The following is a 16,801-nucleotide window of genomic DNA, read 5'->3' as shown; positions in this document are numbered from 1 at the left end:
CGCGGTAAGTTCGACACGTGGCTCCTCAGACGCGATCCCCGATTCCCCGTCCGTGGCGCAGCGGCAGTGCCATCCCGGAGCGCCCGGCGGTCTCCACCGCCTCGCTCACCGTGACACCGCGCCTCCCGATCGTCGCCCCCCGGCCGTCCGTGCCCGGCGGCCGGTACCGGCCATCGGCCTACGTCGAGGAGGCGGTGCCGTTCACCGTCACGGCGTTCCGGGAGGGGCACGATCTCATCGGCGTCCACGTCCGGCTCTTCTCCCCCTCCGGCGATGAGTCGCTGCACCGTGTGTCGGCGCTGGACAACGGCCTCGACCAGTGGTCGACGCTCATCGTGCCCCTCGAGCAGGGCATCTGGCGCTTCCGGTTCGAGACCTTCTCGGATGACTTCGCCACCTGGCAGCACGCCGCCGAAGTGAAGATCGCCGCCGGCGTCGACCCCGCGCTCATGCGGGAGACCGGTGCGCTGCTGTTCGATCGCGCCGTCGCGGACAGGAACCGACCGCGCGCGGAGCGTATCGCGCTCCAGAGCGCGGCAGCGGCCCTCCGCGACCCTGCGATCACCGACGAGGCGGCCCTGGGCATCGTCGGCGACCCCACGATCGCCGGGTACTTCGCCGAGCGACCGCTGGCGACCCTCGGGTCGGTCGGCGACGACCTGGAGCTGCTCGTGGAGCGGCAGCGAGCCGGCGTCGGCTCGTGGTACGAATTCTTCCCCCGCTCCGAGGGCGCCCGCACGCTGAACGACGGCACGATCGAATCCGGGACGTTCGGTACGGCAGCCGGTCGGCTACCGGGCGTCGCGCAGATGGGTTTCGACGTGCTCTACCTGCCGCCGATCCATCCGATCGGCACGACCAACCGCAAGGGCCGCAACAACACCCTCGACCCACGGCCGGAGGATCCGGGTTCCCCGTGGGCGATCGGATCGTCCGCGGGCGGTCACGACGCCGTGCACCCCGACCTCGGGACGCTCGCGGATTTCCGCGCGTTCGTCCGGGCGGCCCGTGCCGAAGGCCTCGAGGTCGCACTCGACCTGGCACTGCAGGCCTCGCCCGATCATCCGTGGGTGACGGCGCACCCGGAGTGGTTCACGACCCTCCCCGACGGTTCGATCGCGTACGCGGAGAACCCCCCGAAGAAGTACCAGGACATCTATCCGATCAACTTCGACAACGACCCCGAGGGGATCCGCGCCGAAGTGCTCCGGATCGTCCGCCACTGGATCGCCCAGGGCGTGGAGATCTTCCGGGTGGACAACCCGCACACCAAGCCCTTGCAGTTCTGGGAGTGGCTGATCGCCACGGTCAATGCGGAGCATCCCGATGTCGTCTTCCTCGCGGAGGCGTTCACCCGTCCGGCGCCCCTGCAGGGCCTGGGGATGGCCGGCTTCCAGCAGAGCTACACCTACTTCACGTGGCGGAACACCAAGGAGGAGCTGGCGGAATTCTTCACCTCCCTCGCCACCGAGACGGACGACTTCCTCCGGCCGAACCTCTTCGTGAACACCCCCGACATCCTCACCGAGTACCTCCAGTTCGGCGGCCACGCCGCCTACAAGGTGCGCGCGGCCCTCGCCGCCACCGCGGCCCCCACATACGGCGTCTATGCCGGGTACGAACTGTTCGAGAACGTCGCCCGCCCGGGGTCCGAGGAGAACATCGACAACGAGAAGTACGAGTACAAGCTCCGCGATTGGGAGGGCGCCGAGGAGCGCGGGGAATCGCTCGCGCCCTACCTCCGGATGCTCAACAGCGCCCGCCGCGCGCATCCCGCGCTCGCGCAGCTGCGGAACCTGTCGGTGCACTGGAGCGACGACGACGCCATCCTCGTCTACTCCAAGCACCTGGATGCCGCGCTGTCCCCGACCGGGGTCTCGGACACGATCCTCGTCGTCGCCAACGTCGACCCGCACTCCGTGCGCCACACGACGATCCACCTCGACACCACCGTCTGGGGCATCGCGCCCGGCACCCCGTACGAGGTCGAGGACCTCGTCACCGGTGCCGTCTGGACCTGGACCGATCACAACTACGTGCGCCTGGATGCCTTCACCGAACCGGTGCACATCCTGCACGTGAAGGAGCTCCGATGACCGGTGTGACCACTCCCGATGCCGGCCTCCTGGACGCCGTCGCCGCCGGAACCCACCACGACCCGCACGCCGTTCTCGGCGTCCAGACCGCCGACGACGGGACGTGGCTGATCCGCACCCGCCGGCCGCTGGCCACCACCGTCGTCGCGAACCTCGCCGGCGGCACCGAGGTGCGCTTCGAGCACCTCCGCGCGGGCATCTGGGAGGCCGCCCTCCCCCGCCACCCGCGCGCCTACACGGTGACGGCGACCTACGAAGACGGCTCCGAGTACACCGTCGACGACCCGTACCGGCACCTTCCCGTGATCGGTGAGATGGATCTGCACCTCATCGGCGAGGGCCGTCACGAAGAGCTGTGGCGCGTGCTCGGTGCGCACGTGCGCACGATCGACGGCTCCCGTGGTGTGGCGTTCACCGTGTGGGCCCCCGATGCGCGCGCGGTCCGCGTGATCGGCGACATGAACGGCTGGGACGGCACCGGCCACGCCATGCGCTCCATGGGCGGAAGCGGCGTGTGGGAGCTGTTCGTCCCGGGGATCGGCGCCGGCGAGACGTACAAGTTCGAGATCCTCACCCGCCGCGGCGGATGGATCCAGAAGGCCGACCCGATGGCCCGGTACGCCGAGAAGCCTCCGGCCACCGCATCCGTCGTCGCGCACTCCACCTACGTGTGGGAGGACGACGCGTGGATGGCCAAGCGTGCGCGCACCACACCGCTGTCCTCCCCGATGTCGATCTACGAGATCCACCTCGGCTCCTGGCGTCCGGGGCTGTCGTACCGCGACGCGGCCGATCCGCTCATCGAGTACGTCACGGCGCAGGCCTTCACGCACGTGGAGTTCCTCCCCCTCTCCGAGCATCCGTTCGGGGGCTCCTGGGGCTATCAGGTCACCGGCTACTACGCGCCGACGAGTCGGTTCGGCGAGGCGGACGACCTCCGCTACCTCATCGACCGCCTCCACCAGGCGGGCATCGGCGTGATCATGGACTGGGTTCCGGGGCACTTCCCCAAGGATGCCTTCGCCCTGGCCCGCTTCGACGGCGAACCTCTCTACGAGCACCCCGACCCGCGGCGCGGCGAGCACAAGGACTGGGGCACGCTGATCTTCGACTACGGGCGCAACGAGGTGCGCAACTTCCTCGTGGCCAATGCCCTGTACTGGCTGGAGGAGTTCCATGTCGACGGCCTCCGCGTGGACGCCGTCGCCTCGATGCTGTACCTGGACTACTCCCGCAACGACGGCGAGTGGGCTCCGAACCAGTACGGCGGGCGGGAGAACCTCGAGGCGATCCGGTTCCTGCAGGAGGTCAACGGCACCGCGTACAAGCGCTACCCCGGTATCGCGATCATCGCCGAGGAGTCCACGAGCTTCCCCGGTGTCACCGCATCCACCGATCACGCGGGTCTCGGCTTCGGGCTGAAGTGGAACATGGGCTGGATGAACGACTCGCTCCAGTACATGGCGCGCGACCCGCTCTACCGCGCGCACCACGAGGGCGAGCTGGCGTTCTCGTTCGTCTACGCGTTCAGCGAGAACTTCGTCCTGCCGATCAGTCACGACGAGGTCGTGCACGGCAAGGGGAGCCTGTTCGGACGGATGCCCGGCGACCACGCCCAGAAGCTCGCCAACATGCGCGCGTTCCTGGCGTACATGTGGGGCCACCCCGGTAAGCAGCTGCTGTTCATGGGTCAGGAGTTCGGACAGATGTCCGAGTGGGCCGAGGGGCGCGGGCTGGACTGGTGGATGCTGGAGCAGCCGTCGCACGCGCAGTTGCACGACTTCGTCGGGGCGATGAACCGCGTCTACGTCGAGCAGGCGGCACTGTGGTCGCGGGACTCGGACGGGGCGGCGTTCACCCGGCTGGGTGGGCCCTCGTGGAACACGAATGTGCTCGCCTTCGCCCGGCGCGACTGGCACGGGAACACGGTCGCAGTGGTGTGCAACTTCTCCGGCGAGCCCATCACCGGATACGAATTGACGCTGACCGAGGGGGGCGTGTGGCGTGAGATCCTCAACACCGACGCCTCCGAGTACGGCGGCTCGGGGATCGGAAACCTCGGACTCGTCCGCGCCGAGGAGGACGGCCGTGCGGTGCTGACGCTCCCGCCACTGGGCGTGCTGTGGCTGCACCACCGCAAAGACGCCGCCCGCCTCCCTGCCACCGGCAAGGGCTGATCGCCTTCGCGAGAACACCTCGGGCCGACGAGAACACCGCGCAGTGCGGGATTCTCGCCGGCCCGAGGTGTTGGTGCCGGGTGGCCCGTGTCAGAAGAGCAGCGAGGCGAGCCTGCTGCGGGCGCGGATGACGCGCGGGTCGGCGTCTCCGACGAGACCGAAGAGGTCGAGCAGCCGTTCGCGCACCGGGGGCCGCGCGTCCCCCGAAAGGGCGGCGAACAGGTCGAGGAGGCGGTCGAACGCGTCCTCGACGTGGCCGCCCGCGAGGTCCAGGTCGGCGACGACGAACTGCGCCTCCACATCTGTGGGATCCGCGCCGGCCGCATCGCGGGCCGCCTGCAGGTCGGCGCCCTGAATGCGGTCGAGCAGCCGTACCTGGCCGAGCCCGGCCCGGGCATCCTCGTCGCGGGGGTTCTCCGCCAGCGCCTGCTCGTAGGCGGCGATGGCGCGGGCGTAGTCGCCGCTCTCGATCGCCTCGAACGCCTCTGCGTGCAGCGGCGGAAGCGGCGCCTCAGCGGGATCGGCGGGAGCATCGGCGCCGTCCGTGTCGGCGACGGTGACCGTGCCGCTCACGCCGTTCTGCGCCGCAACCTGGAGGAGCTGCGCGAACACCTCGCGGACCTGCTGCTCGGGGACGGCGCCGGTGAACAGCGGCACCGGCTGGCCGCCGACGAGCGCGACCACCATCGGGATCGACTGGGCGCGGAATCCCTGGGCCAGCTGCGGGTTCGCATCGACGTCGACCTTGGCCAGGACGAGGCGTCCGCCGAGCTCGGTCACGACCTTCTCCAGGATGGGGCTGAGCTGCTTGCACGGCCCGCACCACTCCGCCCACAGGTCGACCACCACCGGGACGGTGCGGGAGAGCTCGAGCACCTGCCCGAAGGTCTCGTCGGTGACGTCCATGACCAGCGACGGCACGGTTCCCCCGCCGGGGGCGGGGGCGGCCGAACCCGTGGTCGCGGGCGCGGCGGGCGCCTGCGGACGGTTTCGGAGTGTGGACAGGTCGACGGCGCCACGCAGGACGGAGCCGGGCTGAGGAGTGCTCACTCGATCACCTTCGCTTCCAGGATGTTGGATCGGTAGCCCAGGAGGCGGATCGGTTCGTTCGTCCCCTCCAGCGGCACGTAGAAGAACAGCTGGTCGCTGTAGGTCGTGCGGAACCCGGTGGCCGATTGCTCGACACCGGTGAGCGCCCGGACGGCGGGGTTCTCCGGCAACCGGATGACCGCGTCGGGGTTGGTCGGCTTGACCTCGTCGCTCTCGTGGACGTCGACGGCGACGATGGCGCCTCCGTCCTGGGTCGTGAGCGCGAGCGGCGCCGTGACCCCGGGGGCCGAGGTGAACTCCAGTGTCGACGTCTCCGCACCGGTCTGGTTCAGCAGGTCGAGACGCTCCTGCTGGTTCTGGCGGATGCTGGCCAGAAGCAGGTCGCCGGTCATGTCGAAGTCGCCCCAATATGGGCTGTTCTCGGCGTTGTTGATGATGTCGGAGTAGGCACCGGCGATCTCGTCGGGACGCAGCCGCAGGAAGGGCGAGTCCGGCGGAGCCAGGACCGTGCCGACGTACTCCGCCGGCAGCTCGGGAAGCGTTGTCGCGGCCTCGAGGCTGGCGATGAAGCGCGCCTTGTAGTCCGACCACGGATCGGCCTGTGTCATGACCATGATCGTAGGGGCCACCGTCGAATCGTCGGGGTTTTCCACCACGGTCATGAACGAGCGCGGCCACCCGTCGAAGGCCTGCGGCAGAACGATCTCGACCGGGCTGTCCGGAATCGGCGCCAGCGCCGTCTGCTCAGGCAGCTGGCCGCGCAGGGTGTAGTTGGTCTGCCGCTCGGTGAGGGCCGGACCCTCCAGCCGCGCGGCGGCGAGCTCCGGGTCCACCGCGGCATCCGCCTCGGCGACGGTGCTGGAGATCCGCGTGAGGATGCGCTCGGCCTGCGTCTCGGTCACCGCGGGCGACTGCTGGCCCTCCGGGACGATCACCGATGCCGTCGGTGACGGGGTGGGCGAGGGGGCGAGGTCGGGCCACGCGTCGGCGGAGCAGCCGGCGAACAGCAGCGCCGACACCGCCACCGCGGGGATCACCGTGAACGAGCGACGTCCTGGCAGGGCGCGCCGTCGTCCGGCGCTGATCACACCCTTGTCGGCGCCCTCCACGGCCACGTCGATCGGCTCCGTGACGGGCATGGGGAGGCCCTTGCGACGCGGCCCGCGGGAACGCCGCGCATGACGGATGCCGAGGAGGTAGAGGATGACGCCGATCACCAGCACGACGCTGCCGCCCACGATGAGCGGACCCGCCCAGGGCGTGCTCCGCTCGACCGGCCACGTCAGCGTGACCTGGGAGGGGGCCGGCGCGGTGCCGTCCGAGGCGAGGAGGACGCTCATGGTCTCGGGGAGCTGCAAGGGCGTGGAGAGCCGTCGCTCCTGCTGGAATTCGTCGAGCCAGAGGTCCGAACCCACGGGGGTGCGTGTTTCCGTCGCTTCGGTGGCGGCATCCGCCGGCTCGGCGGCAGTGGCATCGGCGGCAGCGACATCGGCGTCGGCGTCGGTGGGAGCGGCCGTCGCCGCAGGGTCGACCGCCTCCGGCTCGACGACCTCACTGTCCAACTCGCCGTCGGTGCCGACCGTGACGTGGTTGTACGGCACATCCGACAGCCACGCCTGCACATCAGCGGTGCGGCCGTACGCGGCGAAGACGGTGCCGTCACCCTCCGCCGTCAGCGTCTGCGACCCGGGGAGGATGTTGAGCACCGCCCCATCCACCAGGGTGTATGCCTCATCCCCGGCGGTGGGGAGAGCGGCACTCCCCGCCTCCGGAGCCTCGAAGACCGTGCGCGAGGCGATGCCCGCGCCGATCATGAGCGCGGCAAGGATGAACGCCACGACAGCCCACACGAAACGCACGAAATCCAAACCTTCCCGATGGCGGCCCGTCGGGTCGGGCCACGCATACGACATTTCAGACTAGCGGGAACGACCTGAAAGTTGCCCAGGAGGGAGTCCCTCCCGTGATTGGAGGCGCGGCATGCGTATTCTGACGGAAGAGATTGCGGCTGTCGGCCGCCCCCGGACAGGAGAGCCGTGAAGATCCACAACCCGTTCCGCGTCGCACTGGTCGCGACGCTCGGCGTCGGCGTCGGTCTTCTGCTGATCAGCAGCGTCCAGACGCTGTCGACGATCCTGCTCTATGTGGGGACGGCGCTGTTCCTCTCCCTCGGCCTGGATCCGGTGATCTCGTGGCTCGAGCGACGCAAGCTCCGCCGTTGGGCCGCTGTGCTGATCACGATCCTCGGTGTGCTGGGGATCTTCGCCGGCATCATCCTCACGATCGTTCCGGTGATCGTGGACCAGATCGCCCAGCTGGTGGAACGGATCGAGGAGACGACGCGGACCATCGACTGGGAGGACGCCCTGCCCGCCGCGCGGGAATGGGCCCAGTCCGTCTTCCCCGCGCTCGACATCGACGTCGTCTGGGGATATATCGAGGACTGGTGGGGGTCGCTGGACTTCGGCGAGATCTCCACCAACATCGGCAGCGGCATCTTCGCCGTCGGCGGGGCCGTGGTCGTCGGGTTGGGCGGAGCGTTCATCGTGCTCATCCTGACGATCTACTTCACCGCATCCACGCCGTCGCTGAAGGCCGCCGTCTACCAGCTCGTCCCCGCGTCCAAGCGGGCGCGATTCATCGATCTCGCCGAGCAGATCACCGACTCGGTCGGCTACTACGTGATCGGTCAGGCAAGCCTCGGCGTCATCAACGGCGTGCTCAGCGCGATCCTGCTGACGATCATCGGTGCGCCCTTCCCGGCGGTGCTGGCCGTCATCGCGTTCTTCTTCTCACTCATCCCGCTCGTGGGCACGCTCACCGGGTCCACGCTGATCGTCCTGACCTGTCTCGGACTGAGCTCCCCCACGACCGCCCTCATCGCCGCGATCTACTACCTCATCTACATGCAGATCGAGGCCTACGTGATCGCGCCGCGCATCATGAACCGTGCGGTGGCCATCCCCGGCGCCGTCGTCGTGATCGCAGCCCTGGCCGGCGGCTCGCTGCTGGGTCTTCTGGGAGCGCTCGTGGCCATCCCCGTGGCCGCGAGCATCCTGATCATCTACCGCCAGGTGGTCATCCCGCGGCAGAACGAGCGGTGACCCTCACGCGGACGAAGGCGGGCCGTCCCACGTGGTCGGCAACGGCAGCGCCGCGGGATTGACCACCCCGACGATCTCCGACAGCACGCGGCGGGTCTGGCTCTCCCCCACCCACAGGTGCTTGCCGTCCTCGACCGGGATGAGCCGGGCCTGGGGTACCGGTCCGAAGCGCTGGGCCGCCTCGGCGGGACGCAGGTAGTCGTCGAACTCGGGGACGACCACCACGAATCCTCGCGCGTCACCCGCCCATGCAGCCACCTCCTCCTCGGTCGTCCGGTGCAGCGGCGGCGACAGCAGGATCACGCCCTCCACATCGTGCTCGAGGCCGTACTTGAGCGCCAGCTCCGTGCCGAAGGACCATCCGAGCAGCCACGGATGCGGCAGGCCGCGGTCGGCGGCGAACCGCACGGCTGCGGCCACGTCGTGGCGCTCGGCCTCCCCGTCGTCGAAGGCGCCCTCGCTCGTCCCCCGCGGGGAGCTCGTGCCGCGGGTGTTGAAGCGGAGCACGGCCAGGTCGGCGAGAGCGGGCAACCGCGATGCCGCCTTCCGCAGGATGTGCGAGTCCATGAACCCCCCCGCGGTGGGAAGCGGGTGCAGCGTGACGAGGGTGGCGACGGGGTCGTTGCGCTCCGGCATCGCCAGCTCTCCGACCAGCGTCAGCCCGTCGTCGGTGTGCAGTTCGACCTCTTCCCGCCGCGCGGGGAGCTCGACGGGTCCGCGGATTTCCATGTCAGCCGATCCTCCAGCAATACGTGTGCCAATGCCGACGCGCGGCCAGGTCGGCGGCGTCCCCGAGAACCCCGTCGGCTCGCCACACGACCACGTGTGCCACTCCGGGTTCGACGGTCTTGCCGCATCCGGGGCACAGGTACGGCTTCTGCGCCGAACCGGCCGGCACCGGTTGCACGAACCACTCCGCGCCACGACGGGTCTCCGTGCGCTTCCACCCCGCCATCAGGCGCGCCAGCGAGTCGTCGCCGGACGGGTCGGGTCGCCGTCGATTCGCGCGCGGCACGGGTCAGTACCAGCCGCGGCTCTGCGAGCTCGCCCACGCGCCGCACGGGTCGCCGTAGCGCCCGCTGATGTAGCCCAGCCCCCACGTGACCTGCGTGGCCGGGTTGGTCTCCCAATCGGCTCCAGCACTGGCCATCTTGCTGCCGGGAAGGGACTGCGGGATTCCGTATGCGCCGCTGGAGGAGTTGTACGCGTTCACGCGCCAGCCCGACTCCTTCTGCCAGAGCGCCCGCAGACAGGCGAACTGGTCGTCCCCCCAGCCGCGGGCGCGCACCAGGTCGTACGCGATCGCCTGCGCGGTCCCCGGGTCGGGCGCCACGAAGGGCGGGGCCCACCCGGCGCCGGAGGTGGCCGGGGCCGAGGTGGTGCGCGCAGCCGGCGTGGGCGTCGGCGTCGGCTTGGGGGTGACGTAGACGGAGTAGCTGCTGCGCTCGAGCGCGGCCGGCGTGATGCCGCCGGCCGGAAGCGCATAGTTCTGGATGTCGGCCAGAGCGCTCTCGTAGAGGGACACGCGGCCGGGGTCCACCTCGGCCAGGGCAGCACCGGTGGGAACCACGGAGGCGGCGACGAACGCGAGAGCGGAGAGCCCGGCGAACACCGCGAGCACCCCGCGGCGACGCGACCACCGGGGCGTCTGCCGCGGCGGAGTGGCGGGCGGGATCACGTCGACCGCGGCGCCCTGCGCCCTGCGGACAAGCGGTCCGGAGCTGGCGCGCGTCATCTCGGTGCCGGAGGTCACAATGCGCCTGATTCTACCCGTCGACCGCCGCGCGTGTCATGCGCCGGACGACGACGGATCGCCCACGGATCCCCCGTGGAGCGGTCATGCGACCGCGAGCATGACCTCCACGACGGCGTCCAGGACCGCGTCCACCTGGGCTTCGCGATACCCGCCGCGCTGCATCCGGAACGCCACGGCCCGGACCTGCTCGACGGTCACCGGCTCACCTGCAGCCAGATAGCGGGCGAGCTTCTCGGCGACGAGGTCGACCTCGTCGACCCGATAGCCGTATCGGAGCACGGTCACCCGGTCGAAGCGTCGGCCCTTCGGTCGAAGCAGCCGGTCGAGCACCACCTGCGCGGTCGCGCGCGAGTCCGCCACCCACGCACGGGCGCCTCGCCGGCCCATGGCCTGCTCGCGCTCGCGCGCGGCGAAGGCGTCCTCGATACGTCCGAGCGCCGCGTCCACCGGCGCGACGGCATAGCCCGAACGCACGAGCGGGAACGCCGCGGCCCGCACTTCGGCCGAACGGAGGGCTTCGGGGTCATCGGATTCGAACGCCGCCCGCGCCTGCGCCAGAAACGCGTCGACGGCGCGCTTCTCGTAGCCCTTCTGACGCCGCGGAGCATCCGGGAAGGGCGCACGCGTCACCTCGCCGTCGCTCGTTTCCGCGTTGCGATCGCCCGCGTCGGAGTGCCCCGTGCGGGCGTGCTCGGCGTCGATGGTCATGTCACCGCCAGAGGGGTCAGGAGATAGTAGAGCGCCAGCGCGGCGGTGGCCGACGGCAGGATCGAATCCAGCCGGTCCAGCACGCCCCCGTGACCGGGAAGCCATGAGCTCATGTCCTTGATGCCGAGGTCGCGCTTGATCATCGACTCGCCGAGGTCGCCGGCGGTGGCGGTGCCCAGGATGGCCGCGCCGAAGATGAGTCCCGCCCACCAGGGCAGGTCGAGCATGTACAGCGCGAGGACGACGCCGGCCGCGAGCGCGACCACCGCCGACCCGGCGAAGCCCTCCCAGGTCTTCTTGGGACTGATGCGGGGCGCCATCAGGTGTCGGCCGCCGCGGCCGAAGGTCAGGCCCGAGGCATAGGCCCCGGTGTCGGCGACGACGGTCACGATGAGGAACGCGAGCACCCACCACTCGCCGCGCGGCTGGGAGAGGAGCACCATCGCCAGGCTGGCCAGGAACGGCACGTAGAGCTGGATGAACGCCGACACGAGCACGTCGGTGAGAACCGCGCCGTAGGTGCGCCCGTCGCGTCGGAGCATCTGGCCGAGCAGTCGCCACACGACCACGAGGGCCACCGACGCGAGCGTCGCGACCCAGTGCAGCCACAGGGTCGCGAAGTAACCGGAGACCAGCAGCAACGTGCCGGCGACCACCTGGGGCACGAGATCGATCCGGCGGCCCGATGCCTGCAACGCCCGCGTGAACTCGAACATCCCCAGGATGCAGGCGGCGATGGCGAAGATCAGGAAGATCCACTTGACGAACAGCAGGGATGCGAGCACGGCGGCACCGATGGCCAGGCCGATGGCGATCGCCAGGATGAGGTTCCGACCGGTGCGCTGCGTGATGCGCGCGTTGGCCTCCTCGAACTCCGCCCGCGCGTGCGCGACCTGGTTCTCGAACTCCGAACGCGCGGCGCGGATGCGCGGCTGAAGACCCGCGCCGGCGTCCGCCGCGCTCTGCGCGCGCCTCGCCCGGGAAGCGTCACGACGGGACAGCGGCGCGTCAAGGGGTGACGCGCTGTCCGTGCCGGATGGATCGGTCATGGGGCCTAGACCTCGAGGAGCTCTGCCTCTTTGCGCTTGAGCGCCTCGTCGATGGCGTCGACGTGGGCCTTGGTCAACGCATCCAGCTCCTTCTCGGCCCGGCCGAGCTCGTCCTCGCCGACGTCGCTCTTGAGCGCGTCGAGCTCGTCCTTGGACTTCCGCCGGATGCCGCGCACGTGCACCTTGGCGTCCTCGCCCTTGGAGCGGACGAGCTTGACGAACTCTTTGCGCCGCTCGGCGGTGAGCTCGGGCATCGTGACGCGCAGCAGGGTGCCGTCGTTCGTCGGGTTGGCCCCGAGGTTCGGCATCTCGCGGATGGCCGTCTCGATCGCCTTGAGCGCCGACTTGTCGTAGGGGGTCACGACGAGGGTGCGGGCTTCGAGCGTGTTGAGGGAGGCGAGCTGTGCGAGCGGTGTGGGCGATCCGTAGTAGTCGACCATCACCTTCTGGAACAGCTGAGGGTTGGCGCGCCCGGTGCGAACGGTGGCGAAGTCCTCCTTCGCCGCTTCCACGGCGCGGTCCATTCGCGATTCAGCGTCGGCCAGAACATCGGCGATCACAGGAACTCCATTCGTTGGGCTCGACGTCCCAGTCTAGACAAGCCCACCCGGTCCGGCGGGCGCACAACGCCGTTCACGCATTCACGAGCGTCCCGATGGATTCGCCCAGCAGTGCGCGGGTGACGTTTCCCTGCGGCTCCATCCCGAACACCCGCATGTCCATGCCGTTGTCCATGCAGAGGCTGAAGGCGGTCGAGTCGACCACCTTGAGGCCGCGCTGCAGGGCGTCCATGTACGTGATGGTGTCGATGCGTGTGGCGGTGGCGTCTTTGCGCGGGTCGGCGGTGTACACGCCGTCCACACCGTTCTTGGCCACCAATACCTCGGTCGCCCCGATCTCCAGCGCTCGCTGGGCGGCGACGGTGTCGGTGGAGAAGTAGGGCAGGCCCGCGCCCGCCCCGAAGATCACGACGCGGCCCTTCTCCAGGTGACGCTCGGCACGGCGCGGAATGTAGGGCTCGGCCACCTGGGTCATCGAGATGGCGGATTGCACGCGGGTGGCGGCGCCTGCCTGCTCGAGGAAGTCCTGGAGCGCCAAGGCGTTCATCACGGTGCCGAGCATCCCCATGTAGTCCGCGCGCCCGCGATCCATGCCGCGCTGGCTGAGTTCGGCGCCGCGGAAGAAGTTGCCCCCGCCGACGACGACGGCGACCTCCACCCGGTCCACGGCCGCGGCGATCTCGCGGGCCATCTGGCTCACCACGTCGGGGTTCACACCCAGCTGGCCACCACCGAACGCCTCGCCCGAAAGCTTCAGCAAGACCCGTCGGCGCCCGGTCGCTTCATCGATCACGTGTCATCCCTCTCGTCGGACCCCAACCTATCCTCCCGAGTCCGGCGGACACGGGAAAGGGCCCGGGATGCGGTGCATCCCGGGCCCTCCTTCCCCCTACGCGCCGACCTTGAAGCGGGCGAAGTCGGTGATGGTGATACCGGCGTCCTTGGCGACCTGGGCCACCGACACCTTGTTGTCCTTGGCGTAGTCCTGATCCAGGAGGGCGACCTGCTTGAAGAACGCGTTGACGCGGCCCTCGACGATCTTCGGCAGGGCGGCCTCGGGCTTGCCCTCGTTGCGGGAGATCTCGGTGACGATCTCGCGCTCCTTGTCGACGTCGGCCTGGGGCACGTCCTCGCGCGAGAGGTACGTCGGGTTGGCGAAGGAGATGTGCTGCGCGATGCTGCGCGCAGCCTCGTGGTCCTCGCCCGAATACGCCAGGACCACACCCACCTGCGGGGGCAGGTCCTTGCTGGTCTTGTGCAGGTAGACCGAGAAGTGCTCGCCCGTGAGGGTGCGCACCCGACGAAGCTCGACCTTCTCACCGATGATCGCGGCCTCATCCGAGATGAGCTGGTCGACGCTCTGGTCGCCGGCGGGAGCGGCCAGGGCCGCCTCGGCGGAGTCGGCGGACGCGGCGGCGGCGGCCTCGACGACCTTGTCCGCGAGCGCGATGAAGCGGTCGTTCTTCGCCACGAAGTCGGTCTCGCACGCGAGCTCGAGCAGGGTGGCCTTGCCGTCCTGCTCCCGCGCGGTGATGAGTCCCTCGCTGGTGGAGCGGTCGGCACGCTTGGCGTTGCCCTTCGCGCCCTTCAGGCGCAGGATCTCGACGGCCTTCTCGACGTCCCCGTCGGCCTCTTCGAGCGCCTTCTTGGTGTCGACCATGCCGGTGCCGAGCTGCTCGCGCAGCGACTTGATGTCGGCGATCGTGAAGTTTGCCATATGGCGGCTCCTTGTTCTGGTGAGTTCTGGGGGAAGCGTCGGCGAGGCCGTCTGGAACGACCTCGCCGACGGAATTCGTCTGTAGGGAAGGCGCGTGTTACGCGTCGGTCTTCGCAGGAGCCTCGTCGGCCGGTGCCTCGTCGGCGTTCTCGGCCGATGCCTCCTCGGCGGGTGCCTCGTCGGCGCGCTCGGCCGATGCGTCGGCGATCGCCGCGGCGCCCTCGGCGTCGGGGGCCGACTCCGTCGCGGCTTCGCCCTCGATCGCCTGCTCGTCGGCGACGAGCTCGCTCGCTTCGGCGGTGGCCTCGGCGACGTCGGCGACCTTCTCGGTCTCGGCCGAACCCTGCGTGGGCGAGCTCTGCTCGAGCAGCTCGCGCTCCCACTCGGTCAGCGGCTCAGCGGCCTGCTCGGCATCGCCGGCGGGCTGGTGACGCTGGATGAGGCCCTCGGCGGCGGCGTCGGCGATGATGCGGGTCAGCAGGCTGACCGAGCGGATCGCGTCGTCGTTGCCGGGGATCGGGTACTGGAACTCGTCGGGGTCGGCGTTGGTGTCGAGGATCCCGATCACCGGGATGCCGAGCTTCTTGGCCTCGTCGATGGCGAGGTGCTCGCGCTTGGCGTCGACCACCCAGATCGCCGAAGGGGTCTTCTGCAGGTTGCGGATACCGCCGAGGGACTTGTGCAGCTTGTCGAGCTCGCGCTTCTTGAGCAGCAGCTCCTTCTTGGTGAAGCCGCTGTTGGCGGGGGTCTCGTAGTCGAGCTCCTCGAGCTCCTTCATGCGGGCCAGACGCTTGGAGATGGTCTGGAAGTTGGTGAGAAGACCACCGAGCCAGCGCTGGTTGACGAAGGGCTGACCGACGCGCGTCGCCTGCTCGGCGAGCACTTCCTGGGCCTGCTTCTTGGTGCCGACGAAGAGGATCGTGCCGCCGTGGGCGACGGTCTCCTTGACGAACTCGTACGCCTTGTCGATGTACGACAGCGACTGCTGCAGATCGATGATGTGGATGCCGCTGCGCTCGGTGAGGATGAAGCGCTTGACTTTCGGGTTCCACCGGCGGGTCTGGTGTCCGAAGTGCACGCCGCTGTCCAGCAGCTGGCGAATGGTGACGACGGCCATGGCCGTTCTCCTTCTTTGGGCGCGTGCGCGCCTGGTTGCGGTTGTGTCGCGCCGACCCGGTCGGGCGGCGAGCCTGGTGTCCGGCACGCATCCGCTCCCGGGCGGATGCCCGGAAGACCGGTGGATGCGGAATGCCGCGCGATGCGGTTCAACAGAACTGCGGTGCGCTGTGGACACGCGGAGTCACCCCGACGGACGGGGCGCCCCACAAGTGTACCAGCCGCTCCTCCCCAGGCGGTCGGTCGGCCGACGTCTCCACCGCCTCCCTCGCGTGCCCCTCGTCGGCACCGGGGGCGGCGAGGCTGGGGCCATGCGGCATCCGCTTTCTTCCGCCCTGCTCCTGGCCGTCTCCGTGATCTCGGCTGCCGCGCCCGCGGCGCCGTCGCCCGTATCCCCGGACTGGGTCTGGCCGGTGACACCGGTGCACGTGGCCCGCGCCTATGCCGCTCCGGCCCACGCCTACGGTCCCGGGCACCGCGGGGTGGACCTGTCCGCCACGGGTCCGGTGCACTCGCCCGCAGACGGGGTGGTCGCCTACGCCGGAGCGGTGGTCGATCGGGGTGTCGTCACGATCGACCACGGTGGCGGCTTGGTGACGACCTTCGAGCCCGTGGAGACGGTTCTGCGGCCCGGTGACGCGGTGGCCCGCGGGGAGGAGGTCGCGGTGGTGTCCGTCGGGGGACACGCCGAGCCGGGCACCGTGCACTTCGGCGTGCGCCTGCACGGCGAATACCTCAACCCCCTCGTGCTGCTCGGAGGAATCCCCCGCGCCGTGCTGCTCCCCTGCTGCTGACGTCCCGCGAATCGAGGAGATCGCGCCGATCGAGGAGCCGCCGGCCCGGTATCGCCCTCGATTGCCGAGAACTCCTCGAATTCCGGTTCACTCGATCGCGTTGCGGTCGCCCTCGTCGGTCACGACTGCCTCGTCGTCGAGTCCGCGCACGGTGTTGGCGTTGCCGCGGACGACGACACTGTCGATGGAGTCTGGGGCGGTGACGGTGTTGCGGTCGCCGCCCACCACGAGCGCGTCGATCTCGTCGGCGGTGACGACGGTGTCGTTGCCCTCGACGGTGACGGCATCCACCTCGCGGACAGACACTTCGATGCGGTCTCCCGCGAGGGTCAGGGCGTCGATGTCGGCGGCGACCAGGTTCACCTGCAGGTCGTTGCCGCGGATCTGGACGTCCGGGCAGTCGCCGGTGAGGGTGAGCGGGGATGCTCCGGCCGTGAGCACGATGGGGGCTCCCCCGCAGTTCTGCGCTGCGCCCGCGGTCGGCGATGACTCCGGACCCGGGGACGCGCTCGCCGACGTCGACGGCGCACCGTCGGTAGGCTCTCCGGTCGCGCTCGGCCCGGGCGGCTGCCCCGCGCATCCGGCGAGCAGCGCCGCCGTTGCCAGGAGAACCGCCGGACCCGTCCGCCGTATGCGCATGCCAGCGACGCTACGCTCCTCGGCTGACGCGGCAC

16 protein-coding genes are annotated in these 16,801 nt (G+C 69.9%); 4 read left to right on the top strand and 12 right to left on the bottom strand.

The window, feature by feature from the left end:
* Nucleotides 1-17: 17 nt before the first annotated feature.
* Together AC2DGY_RS07465 and glgB are read left to right on the top strand one after the other, a co-directional pair.
* On the top strand, nucleotides 18-2,096 hold the full coding sequence (locus tag AC2DGY_RS07465) for a maltotransferase domain-containing protein (protein WP_484509063.1): 2,079 nt from the start codon (nucleotides 18-20) through the stop codon (nucleotides 2,094-2,096).
* Complete coding sequence (gene glgB, locus AC2DGY_RS07460) at nucleotides 2,093-4,273, top strand: 1,4-alpha-glucan branching protein GlgB (protein ID WP_484509062.1); 2,181 nt, start codon at nucleotides 2,093-2,095, stop codon at nucleotides 4,271-4,273. The genes AC2DGY_RS07465 and glgB overlap by 4 nt, the downstream gene beginning before the upstream one ends.
* Before the next feature lie 90 nt (nucleotides 4,274-4,363).
* Here glgB and AC2DGY_RS07455 read toward each other — a convergent pair whose 3' ends face one another.
* Entirely contained in the window at nucleotides 4,364-5,323 is a 960-nt protein-coding gene (locus tag AC2DGY_RS07455) for a tetratricopeptide repeat protein (RefSeq protein ID WP_484509061.1), read from the bottom strand.
* Nucleotides 5,320-7,182, bottom strand: a complete 1,863-nt coding sequence (locus tag AC2DGY_RS07450) for a DUF8094 domain-containing protein (RefSeq protein ID WP_484509060.1) — start codon at nucleotides 7,180-7,182, stop codon at nucleotides 5,320-5,322. Before AC2DGY_RS07450 ends, AC2DGY_RS07455 begins: the two co-directional genes overlap by 4 nt.
* Nucleotides 7,183-7,359: 177 nt before the next feature.
* Here AC2DGY_RS07450 and AC2DGY_RS07445 point away from each other — a divergent pair, with 177 nt between their 5' ends.
* Nucleotides 7,360-8,427, top strand: coding sequence for an AI-2E family transporter (locus tag AC2DGY_RS07445; protein WP_484509059.1), 1,068 nt, complete (start codon nucleotides 7,360-7,362; stop codon nucleotides 8,425-8,427).
* Between the two features lie 3 nt (nucleotides 8,428-8,430).
* Here the strand turns inward: AC2DGY_RS07445 and AC2DGY_RS07440 are convergent, their stop codons facing one another.
* The 9 genes from AC2DGY_RS07440 to rpsB form a co-directional block, all read right to left on the bottom strand.
* Nucleotides 8,431-9,156, bottom strand: coding sequence for an alpha/beta hydrolase (locus AC2DGY_RS07440; RefSeq protein ID WP_484509058.1), 726 nt, complete (start codon nucleotides 9,154-9,156; stop codon nucleotides 8,431-8,433).
* A gap of 1 nt (nucleotide 9,157) precedes the next feature.
* Nucleotides 9,158-9,442: a hypothetical protein gene (locus AC2DGY_RS07435; RefSeq protein WP_484509057.1), complete on the bottom strand. Its 285-nt coding sequence runs from the start codon at nucleotides 9,440-9,442 to the stop codon at nucleotides 9,158-9,160.
* Between the two features lie 3 nt (nucleotides 9,443-9,445).
* The gene (locus AC2DGY_RS07430; protein WP_484509056.1) at nucleotides 9,446-10,180 is read right to left on the bottom strand and encodes an aggregation-promoting factor C-terminal-like domain-containing protein; all 735 of its coding nucleotides are present in this window, start codon (nucleotides 10,178-10,180) and stop codon (nucleotides 9,446-9,448) included.
* An 84-nt stretch (nucleotides 10,181-10,264) separates the two neighbouring features.
* Nucleotides 10,265-10,891, bottom strand: a complete 627-nt coding sequence (locus AC2DGY_RS07425; RefSeq protein WP_484509055.1) for a DivIVA domain-containing protein — start codon at nucleotides 10,889-10,891, stop codon at nucleotides 10,265-10,267.
* Entirely contained in the window at nucleotides 10,888-11,940 is a 1,053-nt protein-coding gene (locus AC2DGY_RS07420) for a phosphatidate cytidylyltransferase (RefSeq protein WP_484509054.1), read from the bottom strand. Before AC2DGY_RS07420 ends, AC2DGY_RS07425 begins: the two co-directional genes overlap by 4 nt.
* Nucleotides 11,941-11,945: 5 nt before the next feature.
* On the bottom strand, nucleotides 11,946-12,500 hold the full coding sequence (frr, locus tag AC2DGY_RS07415; protein WP_484509053.1) for a ribosome recycling factor: 555 nt from the start codon (nucleotides 12,498-12,500) through the stop codon (nucleotides 11,946-11,948).
* Between the two features lie 73 nt (nucleotides 12,501-12,573).
* Nucleotides 12,574-13,293 (bottom strand): UMP kinase, encoded by a 720-nt coding sequence (gene pyrH, locus AC2DGY_RS07410; protein WP_484509052.1) that lies wholly within the window; start codon nucleotides 13,291-13,293, stop codon nucleotides 12,574-12,576.
* Between the two features lie 96 nt (nucleotides 13,294-13,389).
* A complete protein-coding gene (tsf, locus tag AC2DGY_RS07405; RefSeq protein WP_484509051.1) occupies nucleotides 13,390-14,217 on the bottom strand; it encodes a translation elongation factor Ts in 828 nt (275 codons plus the stop codon).
* 97 nt (nucleotides 14,218-14,314) lie between these two features.
* Nucleotides 14,315-15,334, bottom strand: a complete 1,020-nt coding sequence (gene rpsB / locus AC2DGY_RS07400) for a 30S ribosomal protein S2 (RefSeq protein ID WP_484509050.1) — start codon at nucleotides 15,332-15,334, stop codon at nucleotides 14,315-14,317.
* Nucleotides 15,335-15,644: 310 nt separating this feature from the next.
* Between rpsB and AC2DGY_RS07395 the strand changes: the two genes are divergently transcribed.
* Nucleotides 15,645-16,127 carry a murein hydrolase activator EnvC family protein gene (locus AC2DGY_RS07395; RefSeq protein ID WP_484509049.1) on the top strand — a complete coding sequence of 161 codons (483 nt, stop codon included), beginning with the start codon at nucleotides 15,645-15,647 and terminating at the stop codon, nucleotides 16,125-16,127.
* 87 nt (nucleotides 16,128-16,214) lie between these two features.
* Here AC2DGY_RS07395 and AC2DGY_RS07390 read toward each other — a convergent pair whose 3' ends face one another.
* On the bottom strand, nucleotides 16,215-16,766 hold the full coding sequence (locus AC2DGY_RS07390; RefSeq protein ID WP_484509048.1) for a hypothetical protein: 552 nt from the start codon (nucleotides 16,764-16,766) through the stop codon (nucleotides 16,215-16,217).
* Nucleotides 16,767-16,801: the final 35 nt, after the last annotated feature.

Source organism: Microbacterium sp. Z6_144, assembly GCF_057197625.1.
The sequence above is the reverse complement of the archived record's forward strand: the minus strand, read 5'-3'. Positions and strand labels throughout refer to the sequence as shown.